General features: G+C 34.4%; 17 protein-coding genes and 2 pseudogenes. 7 read left to right on the forward strand and 12 right to left on the reverse strand.

Annotation, left to right across the window (positions count from 1 at the left end):
• Window positions 1-554: 554 nt before the first annotated feature.
• The 7 genes and pseudogenes from F601_RS13105 to F601_RS0106550 form a co-directional block, all read right to left on the reverse strand.
• A complete protein-coding gene (locus F601_RS13105; RefSeq protein ID WP_018164863.1) occupies window positions 555-710 on the reverse strand; it encodes a hypothetical protein in 156 nt (51 codons plus the stop codon).
• A 59-nt stretch (window positions 711-769) separates the two neighbouring features.
• Window positions 770-1,588, reverse strand: coding sequence for a DUF6568 family protein (locus F601_RS12420; protein ID WP_018164864.1), 819 nt, complete (start codon window positions 1,586-1,588; stop codon window positions 770-772).
• Window positions 1,589-1,915: 327 nt separating this feature from the next.
• Window positions 1,916-2,212, reverse strand: coding sequence for a bacteriocin immunity protein (locus tag F601_RS0106525; protein WP_018164865.1), 297 nt, complete (start codon window positions 2,210-2,212; stop codon window positions 1,916-1,918).
• On the reverse strand, window positions 2,212-2,430 hold the full coding sequence (locus tag F601_RS0106530; protein WP_018164866.1) for a leucocin A/sakacin P family class II bacteriocin: 219 nt from the start codon (window positions 2,428-2,430) through the stop codon (window positions 2,212-2,214). Before F601_RS0106530 ends, F601_RS0106525 begins: the two co-directional genes overlap by 1 nt.
• Before the next feature lie 449 nt (window positions 2,431-2,879).
• A pseudogene (locus tag F601_RS0106540) lies at window positions 2,880-3,736 on the reverse strand (IS982 family transposase).
• 294 nt (window positions 3,737-4,030) lie between these two features.
• Window positions 4,031-4,387, reverse strand: a complete 357-nt coding sequence (locus F601_RS0106545) for a hypothetical protein (protein WP_018164869.1) — start codon at window positions 4,385-4,387, stop codon at window positions 4,031-4,033.
• Between the two features lie 38 nt (window positions 4,388-4,425).
• Window positions 4,426-4,659: a hypothetical protein gene (locus F601_RS0106550; protein WP_026183138.1), complete on the reverse strand. Its 234-nt coding sequence runs from the start codon at window positions 4,657-4,659 to the stop codon at window positions 4,426-4,428.
• 285 nt (window positions 4,660-4,944) lie between these two features.
• On the opposite strand from F601_RS0106550, the gene F601_RS0106555 reads away from it, so the two are divergent.
• The 4 genes and pseudogenes from F601_RS0106555 to F601_RS12425 all read left to right on the forward strand — a co-directional run.
• On the forward strand, window positions 4,945-7,098 hold the full coding sequence (locus tag F601_RS0106555) for a peptide cleavage/export ABC transporter (RefSeq protein ID WP_018164871.1): 2,154 nt from the start codon (window positions 4,945-4,947) through the stop codon (window positions 7,096-7,098).
• 12 nt (window positions 7,099-7,110) lie between these two features.
• Window positions 7,111-8,472 carry a bacteriocin secretion accessory protein gene (locus F601_RS0106560; protein ID WP_018164872.1) on the forward strand — a complete coding sequence of 454 codons (1,362 nt, stop codon included), beginning with the start codon at window positions 7,111-7,113 and terminating at the stop codon, window positions 8,470-8,472.
• Between the two features lie 100 nt (window positions 8,473-8,572).
• Window positions 8,573-8,722 carry a ComC/BlpC family leader-containing pheromone/bacteriocin gene (locus F601_RS0106565; protein WP_018164873.1) on the forward strand — a complete coding sequence of 50 codons (150 nt, stop codon included), beginning with the start codon at window positions 8,573-8,575 and terminating at the stop codon, window positions 8,720-8,722.
• A 383-nt stretch (window positions 8,723-9,105) separates the two neighbouring features.
• Window positions 9,106-9,632: pseudogene (locus tag F601_RS12425) on the forward strand (IS3 family transposase); the annotation flags it as partial.
• 144 nt (window positions 9,633-9,776) lie between these two features.
• Here F601_RS12425 and F601_RS0106580 read toward each other — a convergent pair.
• From F601_RS0106580 to F601_RS0106590, 3 genes are read right to left on the reverse strand one after another with little or no spacing between them, the layout of a single operon-like run.
• Complete coding sequence (locus F601_RS0106580; RefSeq protein WP_018164876.1) at window positions 9,777-11,099, reverse strand: sensor histidine kinase; 1,323 nt, start codon at window positions 11,097-11,099, stop codon at window positions 9,777-9,779.
• Window positions 11,100-11,112: 13 nt separating this feature from the next.
• Entirely contained in the window at window positions 11,113-11,850 is a 738-nt protein-coding gene (locus F601_RS0106585; RefSeq protein ID WP_018164877.1) for a response regulator transcription factor, read from the reverse strand.
• Between the two features lies 1 nt (window position 11,851).
• On the reverse strand, window positions 11,852-12,193 hold the full coding sequence (locus F601_RS0106590) for a LytTR family DNA-binding domain-containing protein (RefSeq protein WP_018164878.1): 342 nt from the start codon (window positions 12,191-12,193) through the stop codon (window positions 11,852-11,854).
• Between the two features lie 372 nt (window positions 12,194-12,565).
• Between F601_RS0106590 and F601_RS12690 the strand changes: the two genes are divergently transcribed.
• Window positions 12,566-12,766 carry a hypothetical protein gene (locus tag F601_RS12690; RefSeq protein WP_051070622.1) on the forward strand — a complete coding sequence of 67 codons (201 nt, stop codon included), beginning with the start codon at window positions 12,566-12,568 and terminating at the stop codon, window positions 12,764-12,766.
• A gap of 106 nt (window positions 12,767-12,872) precedes the next feature.
• On the opposite strand, the gene F601_RS0106600 is transcribed toward F601_RS12690, so the two are convergent.
• Together F601_RS0106600 and F601_RS0106605 are read right to left on the reverse strand one after the other, a co-directional pair.
• Window positions 12,873-13,421, reverse strand: coding sequence for a CvpA family protein (locus F601_RS0106600; RefSeq protein WP_026183140.1), 549 nt, complete (start codon window positions 13,419-13,421; stop codon window positions 12,873-12,875).
• Window positions 13,422-13,423: 2 nt separating this feature from the next.
• Window positions 13,424-13,732, reverse strand: coding sequence for a hypothetical protein (locus tag F601_RS0106605; protein ID WP_018164881.1), 309 nt, complete (start codon window positions 13,730-13,732; stop codon window positions 13,424-13,426).
• Between the two features lie 226 nt (window positions 13,733-13,958).
• Between F601_RS0106605 and rnhC the strand changes: the two genes are divergently transcribed.
• Both rnhC and lepB read left to right on the forward strand, forming a co-directional pair.
• On the forward strand, window positions 13,959-14,876 hold the full coding sequence (rnhC, locus tag F601_RS0106610) for a ribonuclease HIII (RefSeq protein WP_018164882.1): 918 nt from the start codon (window positions 13,959-13,961) through the stop codon (window positions 14,874-14,876).
• A gap of 13 nt (window positions 14,877-14,889) precedes the next feature.
• Entirely contained in the window at window positions 14,890-15,483 is a 594-nt protein-coding gene (gene lepB, locus F601_RS0106615) for a signal peptidase I (RefSeq protein ID WP_018164883.1), read from the forward strand.
• Window positions 15,484-15,559 lie beyond the last annotated feature (76 nt).

Raw genomic sequence — 15,559 nt, forward strand, 5'->3', positions numbered from 1 at the left:
ACTAACATGATATACAAGGTTATCGGATTGTCTCTGTTCAAGATGGAAAATAAGCTTATTAAAATCGTCATGAGGCTCACTAGTACTATCACGTTTTTTTGCTCCTTTGACCAAGAATAAGGTATTCTTTTAAATTTAATGAGGATTAAGGAAGCTACAGACAGGCAAACATGGAGGAGAGTTAAACTTAACATCCATATTACAATACCGCTTCTTTTTCCGGTGATATCACCAATCCATAAAAAAATAACAATAATATCAACCAGGAGACTCAATAATCTACCTAATTGTAATTTGGACTTAGTTGTCATTATCAATAATCATCCCTTTATTTCTTTTTAGCTGTTTTATTTTTTATACCAGCTACGAAATCAAAGTATAATACAAAAATCCTCTTTTTTCCGTCCATTTCCTAAACGGTCATTGAAACGTCCTGAATGGTGTGATTTTGAGCACATAAGCTTATATGATTATTTTGTAGATTGATCAAAATTAAATAGTAAAACAATCCCTAGTGACTGGGATTGCTTTACTATTTATTTGCGTTAAGAGAGTTACATAATTTCTGTTTTTGGTCGGATTGGTTCCGGTTTAGGAATAATAATTGGTCTAGTTCTTGAATAATTATAGTCATCGCCTAGAATCAGCTGTATTAAACTACTTCCTCCAAGAATGTCATTAAGTTCTTGTTCACACAATTCTTTAATCATTACTTTTTCTCCTTAAGTATTGCTTTTATTAGTTTACTAACTATGTGATAGCTTAAAATCTATCGTTTTTTGTTCTTTTTCAAAGATTTGGATATTGTTTTTGATGATTTGTTATTTTTGTTGTTTTTTGAATTCTTTTTCACTTTTTTGGATTTTTGGGATGGATTTTTTGAATTTGTCTTACCATCTTCAGCAGTAGAACTCTGACTTTCTTGTTCAGAATTTGGAACGTTTTCCTGACTACTTTCTGGTTCCAAAATCTCGCTTTCTGACTCTTGAGCGACCACTTCAGGCTCTTCAACTGACTGACTTTGATAAATAAAGTTATAAAGATTTTGGGCAGTTACTCCGCCTCCTACCCAACCAGAAACCACCTGACCATTCTTAATATGAAGAATTGTCGGAGTTCCTGGGATTCCTAGTGTTTGAAAAACAAATTCTCTTGCACTTTCATCAAAATCTTCCCCGGAAGTATCGTAATATTCTAACTTACCATCAATTAATTGATTAAACTCTCTCAATTCTGGAGAAAACTGGCGGCAGTAATAACAAGTTCCTCGTCCAAAATAGATAGTATGCTCCAATCCATCTTCTGTAAAGTCTAAATGTAGCTCACTAATACTAATTTTATTGAAGTCAGTAACATTTTCCTCATATTCTTCAATACTAATTTCAATTGCATTCTCAGAGTCAGCTGAATTTGCTTCATCTGATACCTTATTGACTACCTCTTCTGGCACTTCATCCTCTACAAGAACTGTCACAGCTTGTTCAGCTGAAGATACAGCTTTCTCCGCATCAGCAAGTACCGCACTTGTTCCTAAAGTAAGCAAGATTGCTAAGCTGAATAAAAGTGATTTGAGTAATTGTTTTCTCATATCTGAAGCTCCTTTATATTTGATAAGACTATTTTACACGTTTTATTCATTTGAAAATGCTTATATCCTAAACAGTCATTTAACTTTCCTGAATGGTAAAATTTGACCGTTTAAGCCCCTCAAGTTACCGTTTAGGAATTGTTTTTAGCCTTACCATCTGAGATATTGTGGAGACTGTATTGTTTTTATGGTCAAAGACAAAAAGCACTCCAATCCCTAGTTTACCAGATTTGATAGAAGTGCTTTATATTTCTAAATTAATAGTGGGGTTCAAATTTATCAGTAGAATTATAAAAACTAAACAAATTTAACCAACAAAAACCATTCTTAGTATCCATATCTAATATTAGATATCTCTCTTAATTTCTTTATCTTATCGGATTGACTTTCAGATAAACAAAGTTTTTGTTCAATTAAAACATGAGAAATTTCAGTATTCATTCGACTAAGAATATAGGGAACAGACGTACCATCATTCTTCAGCTCATTTTTATAAGAAATCAATAGTTTTTTCAAAGGAATAAATTGTTGATCGTATTTAATATCTTGAATTAAATCATCTAAAATAGCGATAGCTTGGCTTCGCCTTTCCGATCCACCTGAGAACCATTTCAATCTATTCATCACAATGGTCCACCTGAGTACCAACCTGCGTTACCGCCAGATAGACCGTTCATAGTTGAGTTAGTAATAATAATATTAATAGCTTCTGCCCAATTAACCCAACAACCTTTAGTTTCGTTACAATATAATCCATTTCCATAATAAACTGTTTTTCCACCATTAACGGTCGTAAGCATTTCTGTGTCTAATACTTCAAATTGTTCAATTGTATTCATCATGAATATCTCCTATGCATTTTATTTTGTCCAGTTGCAAGCTTGACAAGTTTAGTATAGCACTTCTTCAAAAAAATATAGCTGTATTTCCTGAAAGGTCATTGAACTTTCCTAAATGGTAAAAGGAATACCGTTTAGGTCATAATTCTAACCATTCAGGTGTTTTTTTTCAGATTAACTTTTTCTTCTTTTTAACATATTCCATAATAAAACAAGCATAATCATAAAAGTTGATACCCAACCATAAAGCAATTTCAAAAATAGTTTCAAATTTTGAAATTGACATATTGTCCACCGCCTCCTCGGTAAAAGCTAGTACAAGTGATTATTACAATAGCATTTCTTGCAAATTCTGCCTTGTCACACTTCTATAAATTATTAAAAACTACTACGTCTGTCTATTGCGGTCCTGAATAATAAAGTGATCTAAAATAATAGTAGTACCCGTGGTGCTAGTTGATAAAGAACCCTAAATTATAGAGCAATATAGCTCTTTCGATCTCAGCTTGAATACCTGATAAGGATTTCGCTGAAGGGTGTTCAATATCAAATTCTGAACATAGCATAGAAAATCGAGTTTCTATAGTTCTTCTGATGGCTAGAATATCGTAATTGTTATGCTGTCTAGCTCCGTCCATGTTGGAGCGTAGCGGGGTCCAAAGAGTCACACCTCTACTTTCTAAGTCTAGCTTCAAGGCTTTGCTTAAATAACCCAAATCAGCTAGGACATGCGGAGCCCTAATCCCATCTAGTAGTTCCTTAACTACTTGGCTATCATGGACGGATGCTGGCGTGACAATATAATTCAGAATATAACCTGACTCGGTGACAGCCATATGAACTTTGAAGCCATAAAACCACATCTGTTTTGAAGCATTGTAACCAATGTTGGCAAAGTCATTCAATAATCTAGCTCTTAAATTTCTGACAGGATGGCATAATAGTATCGGAAAGCTATCGATGATGACTAATTCTTGGAAGTCCAACTGATTAAACCGTGCTCGTATCAATTGAAAGAGTGGAACGAGGTAGCGACATCTTCTGTTGAAACGACTTCGTTCTAACTGTGAGGAGGCTGCTAAAAGCTGATAAATACGGTAAAACTTTCTCTGAGATTTAATCCCAATTTCAGCTTGAAAGAGCATCATGTAAGGATGGCAATATCAGAAACCTTACATTTATCAATGTTTTTTCGGCATTTGCACTCTGCTGGAGCAACGCTCTCATATAATTCCTGACAAATTAGTCATAATTGTGCCATTGACAATTGAAGATGATGGTGTTTAGGGGTATAATGTAAGTGACTCATTTGGATTACCTCTGTTTGTTTAGTCACTTGCAGTATAAACCAAATGGGTTATTTTGTTAACTAAAAAGCTATAAAATATCAACTAGCACCACGGGTAATAGTAGTACATCGTATTATTCATTGTTATTAGTTTTCTGTCTCAACAAGAACTCACGGAATAAGCAGTATAAAAAAGGTAAACGACTTATCAACGCTTACCTTTTTAAAAAACTATAAGTTGGAAAGAGGTTTCGAAAATATGACGAAAATAATTTATCTTCTATTGGGAGACAGTCACTGTTATGCAACAAGAAGCTATTTCTCTCTATTTTTGTAAATTCTCACAATAGATAGGGCAATTAACAAAATTCCTATTCCTAAAACAACAAGTATCATTATATTATTTAGCATAACAGGCATAGTATCAATGCGATTCACAAGACGTAACAAAGATAAACTTGCCATTATTAGTAAGGCGGATGATTCTAATCTGACCAAAGAAGTCTTATTAGAATCAACTGCCGATAAAAATATCGGTAGTAAAAAAAACGTAACTACTATAACAAACAGATTAGAAACAATCTCTTCTCCATTGTTAAAAAAAGAGAGCAATAGAATATTGGATATTATTATTACTGCAGAACAAATGATGAAAGAACTTCTATTTTTCACTTTTCTCACCTCAAATTTTATATTTTTAGCAAAATTTATTATGTTGCCAAACCGTACCCAATATAGGCTCCTGAAGCAGCACAGGTCGCAAGGTAGGCTGCTCCAGCTGTCCAACCAATTGGATTAGTAGCCATTGCTACTGCCATGGTTGCACCTAAATAAACCGAAGCTCCTCCAAAAACACGATCCCAGTTAGCACCAGCTTCAATTGTCATCAAATCTTCTTCTGTGAGCATCACAAACTCAGTACTATCGAATGCCATTGTATTCATCATGAATACCTCCTATGTATTTTATTTTGTCCAGTTGCAACCTTGACAAGTTTAGTATAGCACTTCTTCAAAAAAAATTTCCTTCATTTCCTAAACAGTCATTGAATCGTCCTAAACGGGAAATTTTATCCGTTTAGGTCCTAATGGTAACCGTTCAGGAATTGTTTTTCAGATTAACTTTTTCTTCTTTTACCATTTAAGACGTTTCGATGACCGTTTAAGATTTACTTGTTTCTTTCTTTCATTTTTTGAGATAATTAGTCTATCATTTTGAAAGGAAATACTATGGTAAACTACAAAAAAACATTTGTTCCTCAGATAGATGCAAGGGATTGTGGCGTAGCTGCACTAGCTTCTATTGCTAAATTTTACGGTTCTGATTTTTCCCTTGCCCATTTAAGAGAGCTGGCAAAAACAGACAAAGAGGGAACAACCGCTCTTGGGATTGTCAAAGCAGCTAAAGAAATGGGCTTTGAAACAAGAGCTATTCAGGCAGATATGAGTCTTTTTGATATGGATGATGTCCCATATCCTTTTATAGTCCATGTGAACAAGGATGGAAAAATACAACATTACTATGTGGTGTACAAGGTACTCAAAAATGCCATTCTGATTGGCGATCCAGATCCCAGTGTAAAAGTCACTCGTTTGAGTAAAGAAAAGTTTGCTGAAGATTGGACTGGCGTGGCCATTTTTCTAGCACCTGAACCAAGCTATAAGCCTCATAAAGATAAGAAAAATGGCTTATTGAGCTTTCTGCCTCTCATCTTTAAACAACGATCCTTAATAGTTTATATTGTACTTGCAAGTCTCTTAGTAACTTTAATAAACATTTTAGGTTCATACTATTTACAAGGCATTCTTGATGAATATATCCCCAATCAGATGAAATCCACTCTAGGAATTATCTCTATTGGCCTTATTATTACCTATACACTGCAACAAATGATGAGCTTTTCTAGGGATTATCTTCTAACAGTCCTTAGCCAACGTTTAAGCATTGATGTTATTTTGTCTTATATCCGTCATATCTTTGAACTCCCCATGTCCTTCTTTGCAACAAGGAGAACGGGGGAAGTTATTTCACGATTTACAGATGCTAATTCCATTATCGATGCCTTAGCTTCTACTATCCTATCACTTTTCCTAGATGTCTCTATTTTAGTTATTGTTGCAAGTGTCTTACTAATTCAAAATACCAATCTTTTTCTTCTTTCTTTAATTTCAATTCCTATCTACATTGTCATCATTTTTGCTTTTATGAAACCTTTCGAAAAGATGAATAATGAAGTCATGCAAAGTAATTCTATGCTTAGCTCTGCTATTATTGAAGATATCAACGGTATTGAAACCATTAAATCACTAACCAGCGAGGAGAGTCGCTATCAAAAAATTGATAGTGAATTTGTAGATTATTTAGACAAGTCTTTTAAACTCAACAAATATTCCATTTTACAAACTAGCCTTAAGCAAGGAGCACAGCTTATTCTTAATGTTGCCATTCTTTGGTTTGGAGCACAGTTAGTGATGACTGGTAAAATCTCTGTTGGACAACTCATTACCTTTAATACACTCTTGACCTATTTTACCAATCCTCTTGAAAATATTATCAATCTTCAAACCAAACTACAATCTGCAAAGGTTGCAAATAATCGTCTTAATGAAGTCTATCTCGTTTCTTCCGAATTCGAGGACAAACAAAGCCTGACTAATCCTGAATTTCTCAAAGGAGATATCCAATTTGAAGATCTTTCCTATAAGTACGGATTTGGACGGGATACTCTTTCAGATATTAATTTGACAATTAAAAAAGGAGATAAGGTTAGTCTTGTTGGTATTAGCGGCTCCGGAAAGACAACACTGGCAAAGATGATTGTGAATTTCTTTGAGCCATATAAAGGGCGTATTACTCTTAATAAGAACGACCTCAAAATGATTGATAAAAAAGTCTTACGTCAGCATATCAACTATCTACCACAACAAGCTTATATCTTTAGTGGCTCTATTCTAGAGAACTTAACTCTTGGTGCCAATCAAATGATAAGCCAAGAAGATATTATAAAAGCTTGTGAGATTGCAGAAATTCGTAGAGATATCGAACAAATGCCAATGGGGTACCAGACACAGCTTTCTGATGGGGCTGGACTATCTGGAGGACAAAAGCAGCGTATCGCACTTGCGAGGGCACTGCTAACCAAGGCTCCTGTTCTTATTTTAGACGAAGCAACCAGTGGCCTAGATGTTTTAACAGAGAAAAAAGTCATTGATAATCTTATGGCATTACCTGATAAAACCATTATTTTTGTAGCACATCGTCTCAGTATTTCAGAGCGTACCAATCAGGTCATTGTCCTTGATCAAGGAAAGATAATCGAGACCGGATCACATCAAGAATTAATGGATCAAGATAGTTTCTATCATCACCTATTTAGTAAGTAAGGAGCACTTTTTATGAATCCAAACCTTTTTAAAAGTGCTGAGTTTTATCAGCGACGCTATCACAATTTTGCAACATTCTTAATTATTCCTCTAGTCTTATTGGTAGGCTTTCTGTTCACCTTTTCCTTTTTTGCAAAAAAAGAAGTCACACTAACTTCCCGTGGTGAGATTACACCTACAAAGATTATCGCTTCTATTCAATCTACTAGTAACAATACCATCACTGCCAACCATTTGATAAATAATCAATTTGTTGAAAAAGATAAAGTTGTTATTCAATATTCAGAGACGATGGAAAGTAGTCAAAAGAAATCTTTGGAAAAACAATTAACAAATCTTGAGCGACAAAAGGAATGTTTAACGATCTTAAAATCAAGTCTCGAACAGGGAACAAATCTTTTTCAAGGAGAAGACGAATTTGGCTATATCTCTACCTTTAATCAATTTCTAGCACAATCTCAGGAAATCGAACTTGGAATCACCAAAACTAACACCGAGATTAGGAATCAAGCTACTATAGCAAATAATACAATATCAGCAATAGATAACCAGATAAATAATATTTATCAGCAGATTTTTGATTATGAAGAATTACGTACTGCTATTGAAAATTCTTCAAAAAGTCTCTCTCCTGAAAATCCGCATCAATCAACATTGGATAGCTATCATTCTACATTCCAAGAGAGCCAAGGAGCAAGTACAACTGAGCAATACATCTCTCAAATTAATCAAAATATTTCACAACTACAAGCATCAATTGATAATCTCAATATTCAAAAAGCAAGTACATCGAATATTTCAACCTATGACAACAGCCTTAATTCAAAAGTTGAAAGCCTTCGTAGTCAGTTCTTACAAAATGCTTCCCAGCAACAAACTACTATTGATACTCAGATAATAGATATCCAATCTCAGCTTGAACAAGCTTCAGAACAACTTAAAAATAATATAATTAAAGCACCAGAAAGCGGTATCGTCTCTCTTAATAATGAGTTTGAAGGCAAGAGATTAATACCTTCAGGTAATGAAATTGCGCAAATTTACCCTAATATAACTGAAAGTAAGGAAGTCTTCATCACCTACTATGTTAGTTCAGAATATGTTAGCTTACTTAAGGAAAATCAAAGTGTTCGTTTAGAACTTGAAAAAATTGGTAATCAATCGATTATCATTAATGGCATTGTTGAAAGTATTGATGAAACTGCTACAAAAACTGAACAGGGCAACCTTTTTAAAGTAATCGCAAGAGCCTCACTATCAAAAGAAAAAAGCTCTCTTATTCAATACGGACTTCAAGGACGTGTCACTAGTGTGATAGCCAAAAAAAACTTCTTTGATTACTATAAAGATAAGATTTTTAAAAATACCAACTAACCATTTAGGAAGTTTCAATGACATTTCAGGATATGAACAAGAATATTACTGAAAATAGTTTATAATAGAAATAGAAATATAAAAACAAAGGAGGTCCTCTATGGACAAGCAAAAAACAATCAATTCATTCACAGAACTTACATCAACTGAACTTAATGACATCAAAGGTGGAGGTATTTTAGAATATCTTTTAGAAAAAATCAATAACTCGCAAAAAAAAGCCAGTGAACCACGTTATAAAATTGGATGATAAACTCTAATAATAGTTGTTACCAATCTTTATTGATGACAAAATTCAAAATATAATCAGCCAATTAATTCGATTTCAAATAAAACCAACCCTTGTTATCTGGTACACTCCCCTCATAGTTTCTAGTGAAATAACAAAACATTTCACTAGAAACTATGAGGTTTTTTCGTATGTCCAAAAGAAGTAAAAAGAGTATTGAAGAAAAGTTAGATACTGTCTTGTCTCACCTTGAGAAGGGGAAATCACTAGGTCAGTTATCAAGGAGATTTGATGTCGCCATGCAGTCTCTCGAAAAATGGACTAGATGTCATCAATCTGATGGTATAGATGTTCTTGTGGAAAGTCATACTTGGAAGAAATACACATCGGAATTGAAGAAGTCTGCTGTTGAAGACAATCTCCTTAATCGAGACTTTACCGCCACTGCTCCCAATCAGAAATGGTGTACAGATGTCACTTTTATGACCTATGGATTAGGCAGTAAGGCCTATTTAAGTGCTATTAAGGATCTCTACGATGTCTCAATCGTAGCCTATCATATCAGCCAACTAACGATAATCCACTGGTCATGGCAACACTAACTAAAGCTATGGAAGCCAACCCTGGTGCCAGACCTCTTCTTCATAGTGACCGAGGCTCTCAATATACTTCTAGAGAGTACCGTACGGTGACCACACAATATCAGATAACACGTTCTATGTCCCGTGTTGGCAAGTGTATTGATAACGCTCCGATAGAAAGCTGCTTTGGTCATTTTAAGACAGAGTGCTACGATTTAAAAATGTACAAGACTTTTGAAGAATTAGTCACAGATATTGATACCTACATCTATTTTTACAATAACCAACGTTTTCAAGAGAAGAACAATGGCCTTGCTCCTCTTGAAATGAGGAACAAGGCCGTTGCTTAATCTTTTATTATTTCATTGTCCACTTGACAGGGAGCAGTTCAAGTTTTTAGTTTTTTAATAATCAATATAAAACGTTAACAATAAATCTATTATTAAATACATAAACATTTTTCCTAAGAGAGTGCTATAACATCCTCCCTACTATCACATCCTAATCTCAAATACCTGACAAAATTTATGATTTTGGCTAGATGTATTTATTGATACATTTGGATACTTATCAATAATTTTCAGTACATTATTTAATCCAATTCCTCTGCCTTCCCCTTTGGAACTAACACCGTATGAGTAGAGCTCCGGGGTAGGCACTGTTTCTTGCTTACTAGCATTCTCTATAATAAATAAATGCTTTTTATCCACTTTGAGGTAGGCAATATTTATAAAAGAATTTTTTTCTACTTCAAGGGCTGCTTCAATAGCATTATCACACAAGATAGAAACGATTGTAATAAAATCAACCAATTCCATTCCCTGTGGCTCTATAGCTTCAGGAACTTCTAGAGTCACAGAGATATTATTTTCACTTGCCTGCATGAATTTTGCGGATAAAAGACTTTTTAAGGCTGGATTATTAATATTAATTAATCGTCCTATATCATATTTTTTATTATGAAACTGTTGATTGGTATCCTTAAGCACAGAATTGTAGACTTCTTTAATTTGTTCAAGATTTTCATCCTCAATCCCTAATCTTAGTGTCGTCAATAAATTGGTATAATCATGCCTGAACCCTTTAACCTCACGATAGAGCTCCTCAATGTGAGTACTATAGTTTTCCATATTAATCAATTGTAGCTCCTGCTGAAAGTTCAGTTTTTCTTGAAGCCTGTCTTTCAAATGTCTATCTAGCGAAGTAATCATTCCCATAAAAATAATCAGATATAGAATAATCATGATTTCTCTATAACTCTGAGTATTAATCTTTTTCTCAAATTCTAAGTAAGTCAACATCTGTACAATAATATAGTAACTAACCATAATCCAATTAGTCAGATAAAGGATATTTCTGTCTTTTCTATCCAGAAGATCACTCCTCAATTTTGAAAAATCGTACTTCAGCCACTTCAAAAAAAGTAGTACTAGTAAAATAGCAATAAAATCTAGAATTGTATTGTAAAAGCTACTTTCAAAAAAAAGGGAATCTATACCAAATAATGGTAGCACAAAAAAACTGATTGATCTGTAAAACAGGTTCCATAAAGTAATTGGAAATAACCCATAAAAAATAATTAGGACTTTAGAAAGATGTCTCCATATCAAAAATGATAATAGAATCATGTATATGGGTAGTGATAAATAATAAAAGACATGTTCCGAACTTAAAGGTAATAACATTATGGCTATCCTAATTAGAAATGCTACCGTCAATTCCTTTGAACTAAACCTATTAGCATTAACTTTAGAAAACAGAAAAATAGGTAGACCAATATCAATTAGTAAATAAATAATCTTATAAACTGCAGTCATTCCATTCTCCTAATCAATGTAATTTATCTATCGCCTTTATAACATCATCAACCTTATTTCTCGCAATTAGACAAGTTGTACCATTTTCAAAATAAGCAAGGCGCTCCTGTCTATCCACTTTGACCACATTTGAAGGGTTGATGAGGAAAGAACGATGACATCGAATCAGCCTTTTTTCTTGTTTTAGAATGTCTGATAAATTAGCTGTAAATTCCATTCGGTCTGTATTAGTATATAAGATAACTCGGTGCGGACGAGGAGAAGTCTCTAGATAAAGCAATTCCTTATAGGGATACTGGACTTGAGCATACTTTGAAGTAAAGTAAAAAGAATCTTCGGCGATAGTCTTAGCATTTTTAGAATAAGCATAAGTCAGAGCATCCTCAATTCGTTTCTCAAAATTTTCTGCCGATAACTCCTTATCAATATAATCTAAAGCTGAAATTTGATATCGGAAAGATAATGGCATGAATTCTGAATGTGTTGTCACAAATACAATAATAGCATAAGGGTCCTTATTTCTAATCTGTCTAGCGACCTCAAGACCTTTTTTCTCTTCCTCCTTAATTTCAATATCTAAAAAGAAGAGTTGATGAGCGCCTTTTTCTTCAACAGCAGCTAACAATTGATCTGGCTTTCCAAAAACCTCAAATATTTTGGGCTCAATTTGATGTTTCCTAATTAATCCTGTTAAAGTAGTCTCAATCCTAGCCTGCTGAGTAAAATCATCTTCTAAAACAAATATATTCATGTCACGCATCTCCTTTATTCAATAGCAATTCACGTAAGTAACCATAGCGACGTCTTGAAAATTTAACCCTGTATTGGCCACTATTTCCTAAGATGAGTTCTTTTTCTTGAAAGCGAACCTCTCTTATCTGAGAAATGTTGACCAAGCAATTTCGATGACACCTGGCCAGATCTTCTGAAAAATTTATCTCCCAGTTCTTCAGTTTATCTATTACATCATAATTAGTGTCCGCAGTAATAACTTGAACATAATGAGGTTTTTCAGGATGGGTTCTGATGTAATAAATATCTGATAAATTTAATTTGATAATATCCTGATTCTTGTTAATAATTACAGTAGTCATTCGTTTACCCTCCATAGAATCAGAGTAACACAAAATAGGAAAGAAAAACTTTCATATCCTAAACGGTTGTTGAAACATCTTAAACGGTATTTATTTACAGTTCAGGACAGTTCAATGACTGTTTAGGATATAGTCATCCGAACTGATTTTTCTATGTTAGACTATATCTAACTAAAAAAGAAAGGGCGAGATATGATTTCAATTTTACCCAATTCCCTGATGAGTGTGGTGACTATGCTAATGGTCAGACTTTACTTATTAGAGAACCAACAAATTTTAAAAATAAAAGTAATTCTTGGATATTATCCTTGTAAAACGTTTGCACCTAGCACTTATTTTATCATAAAATCAAGATTCCTCACAGCAGAACAGATGCACTCCTATCTGAAGGATATTCGACAAAGATCCCAATTAGCTACGATTATTATTATCGGTAAAGATATCAATTACGAAGAACTCTTTAAAAATCATTACCGTGTTTTTGGAGTCATTGACACTAGCGACAAGTTCTCATTACGAGACATTCGAAAACAAATCAACGATTGCCTAGATGCTATCTACTCAACAAACTAAAAAAACAGCCCAACCATTTCTGGTCGGGCTATTAGTGTCGTCAAAAATTCATTTATTTTTAGGAAATGGCAGAGCAGCTCTGCTATTTTTCAAAAGCCTAAATAGTCTATTTCAAAATCATGCTTACCCAAAAGTGTTTGATTAATGCTGTTAAAATCGGGAAGCCATTGATTAAGAAAGTAATAAAAGGATTACTGTATAGGAGATTCTGTACAAATGCCATAGGAATGGTTGCCAAAGTACTGAAGCCTAGACTCATAAAAATTAGAGTCAATAAGACACCTAATAAACCGCTGATAAGATGAGCTGGGGTACGGTCAAAATAATCAATAGGAGCAAAATGCACAAAAATGCCTAGTAAACGCATCACTAAATAGCTTGCAAAAAAGACCAGACAGAATGCGACACCTGCATAGTAAACATAGTGCAGGTCAAAAAGCGCTACTTCCTTAAAGAAGTAAACACTAGCTCCCTCAGCAGGATTGGAATAGGGAACCCACAGCGTAATCGCTTCTGCTACTTTTTGATAGAAGCGCGTTGCCACAAAAAAGGACAAAATGACTCCTAGAGTATAGAAGCCCTGCAAAATAATGCCACGGCTATATCCGATATAAAAACTCCAAACTAGGATTAGTAAAATCAAGAGTGATAACATCATTATTCCTCATCAGTCTCTGGTTGACTTGCTTTTTCCTGTAAATCATCAATTGCCCTTAGGCGCAATTCTTGCAACTCTTTTTCCATTGCTTCAACTTCAATCTCACGAGATAATTGTGTTGAGAGAGAATTAATGGTCATTAAAATCGCTAATGTTTCATTGTCAGCTTGGGGAAGTTTTTCTTTGATAGCATTGTATTTTTCTTTGGCTACACGCTCAACTTCTTCCATGAATAAATTATCTTTGTCTGTTGTCAAGGTTAGCGTTTTTTCACCAAATGTAAATTTGTAACGATTCTTGTTTTTCATACAGTCACCTCTTTTAGCATTATACCTTAAAATAAGGATTTCGTAAAATTTTGCCCCTTTTTCTAGTAAAAATCAAGTTTGGTAATGAACTATTGCGCTTACTTTTGGCATTACATTTTAGAAGCAAATCCTCATCTGAATTATGCTGAATACGGCTTAAAAATTTTCCTCTAAGTTTTAAAGTCAGTTCCAAAAACTTTGACAATTTTATGATAAAATAATAAGCATGAATACTTTTGTTGCCACACCTGATAAAGAAACTTTGGATAATTTAAAAACACAGCTGCAAGCTCAACAGATTGCCAACAACAATCCTTATGTTGCCTTTGCTGCCAGAATTGAGAAAGCTACGCTTCTTATTTATACTTCTGGAAAACTTGTCATCCAAGGTAATGCTGCGAACTCAGTGGCTCAAAAGTTAGGCTTAATGACAGCTCTGGAAAGCTCTGCTATGTCTAATAGCTCTGCTTCTAAAGTATCTCAAAATTTGGCGCTTGTTGGGTCAGATGAAGTGGGAAATGGTTCCTATTTTGGAGGGATTGCTGTTGTAGCAAGTTTGGTAAGACCTGAGGATCATGCTTTCCTTAAGAAGTTGGGAGTGGATGATTCTAAAAATTTGAATGACATCAAAATTCGTCAAATTGCTCCTATCTTAGAAGAAAAAATTCCTCACAAAGCTCTGCTATTGTCCCCAAATAAATACAACCAAGTTGTTGGTAAGGGAAAACGTCATAATGCCGTCTCTGTTAAAGTAGCGCTCCACAATCAGGCGCTTTACCTGCTTCTTCAAGAGGTGGAAAAGCCTGATAAAATTGTTATCGATGCTTTTACCAGTCAAAAAAACTACGAAAAATATGTCAAAGCTGAGGCCAATCAGTTTAATAATCCTCTGACTTTTGAAGAAAAAGCTGAAGGAAAATATCTTGCTGTAGCTGTCAGCTCAATCATTGCGCGTAATCTCTTCTTGGAAAATCTTGAAAAACTCAGTCAAGAAACGGGTTATCAGCTTCCAAGCGGAGCCGGCAGCAAATCAGATAAAGTTGCCAGTCAAATCCTTGCGGCCTATGGCATGGCAGGATTAGAACACACAGCTAAATTACACTTTGCGAACACACAGAAAGCGCAAGCACTATTAAATAAATAAGGACTATTAGAATATGAAACAATTTCTCAGAGAATGGGGACTTTTTATCCTCTTTATGCTTGTTTTCGGCCTAAGCCGTTTGTTTGTTTGGCAGCCTGTTAAGGTTGACGGACACTCTATGGACCCAACTCTTGCTAATAATGAACGCCTGATTGTCCTTAAAACAACATCAATTGACAGATTTGATATTGTCGTTGCAAGAGAAACTGAAAATGGTCAAACAAAAGATATTGTGAAACGTGTTATCGGTATGCCTGGTGATAAAGTGACCTATAAAGATGATGCACTCTATATTAATGATAAGCTTGTCCAAGAAGCCTACTTAAGTGCTTACCAAAAAGCCTTTAAAGCAGATAAGCTCCAAAGCACCTATTCATACAATACTTTGTTCCAACAATTAGCACAAACCTCTCAAGCTTTCACTACTGATGCTCTTGGAAACACTGAATTCACTGTTGAGGTTCCAGAAGGAGAGTACTACCTTTTAGGAGATGACCGTATTGTGTCAAAAGATAGTAGAGAAGTTGGTACCTTTAAAAAATCTGCTATTATCGGTGAAGTTAAATTACGTTTTTGGCCATTAAGTAGTTTTGGAAGTGTTGAATAGACTTCTCTAAATCTTAGAATTCATTTTCTACACTGCCACTACAATTATGATATTAAGAATTAAGGAGCTAGGACGT

The sequence above is a fragment of the Streptococcus henryi DSM 19005 genome, assembly GCF_000376985.1.
GTDB classification, from domain to species: Bacteria; Bacillota; Bacilli; order Lactobacillales; family Streptococcaceae; genus Streptococcus; species Streptococcus henryi.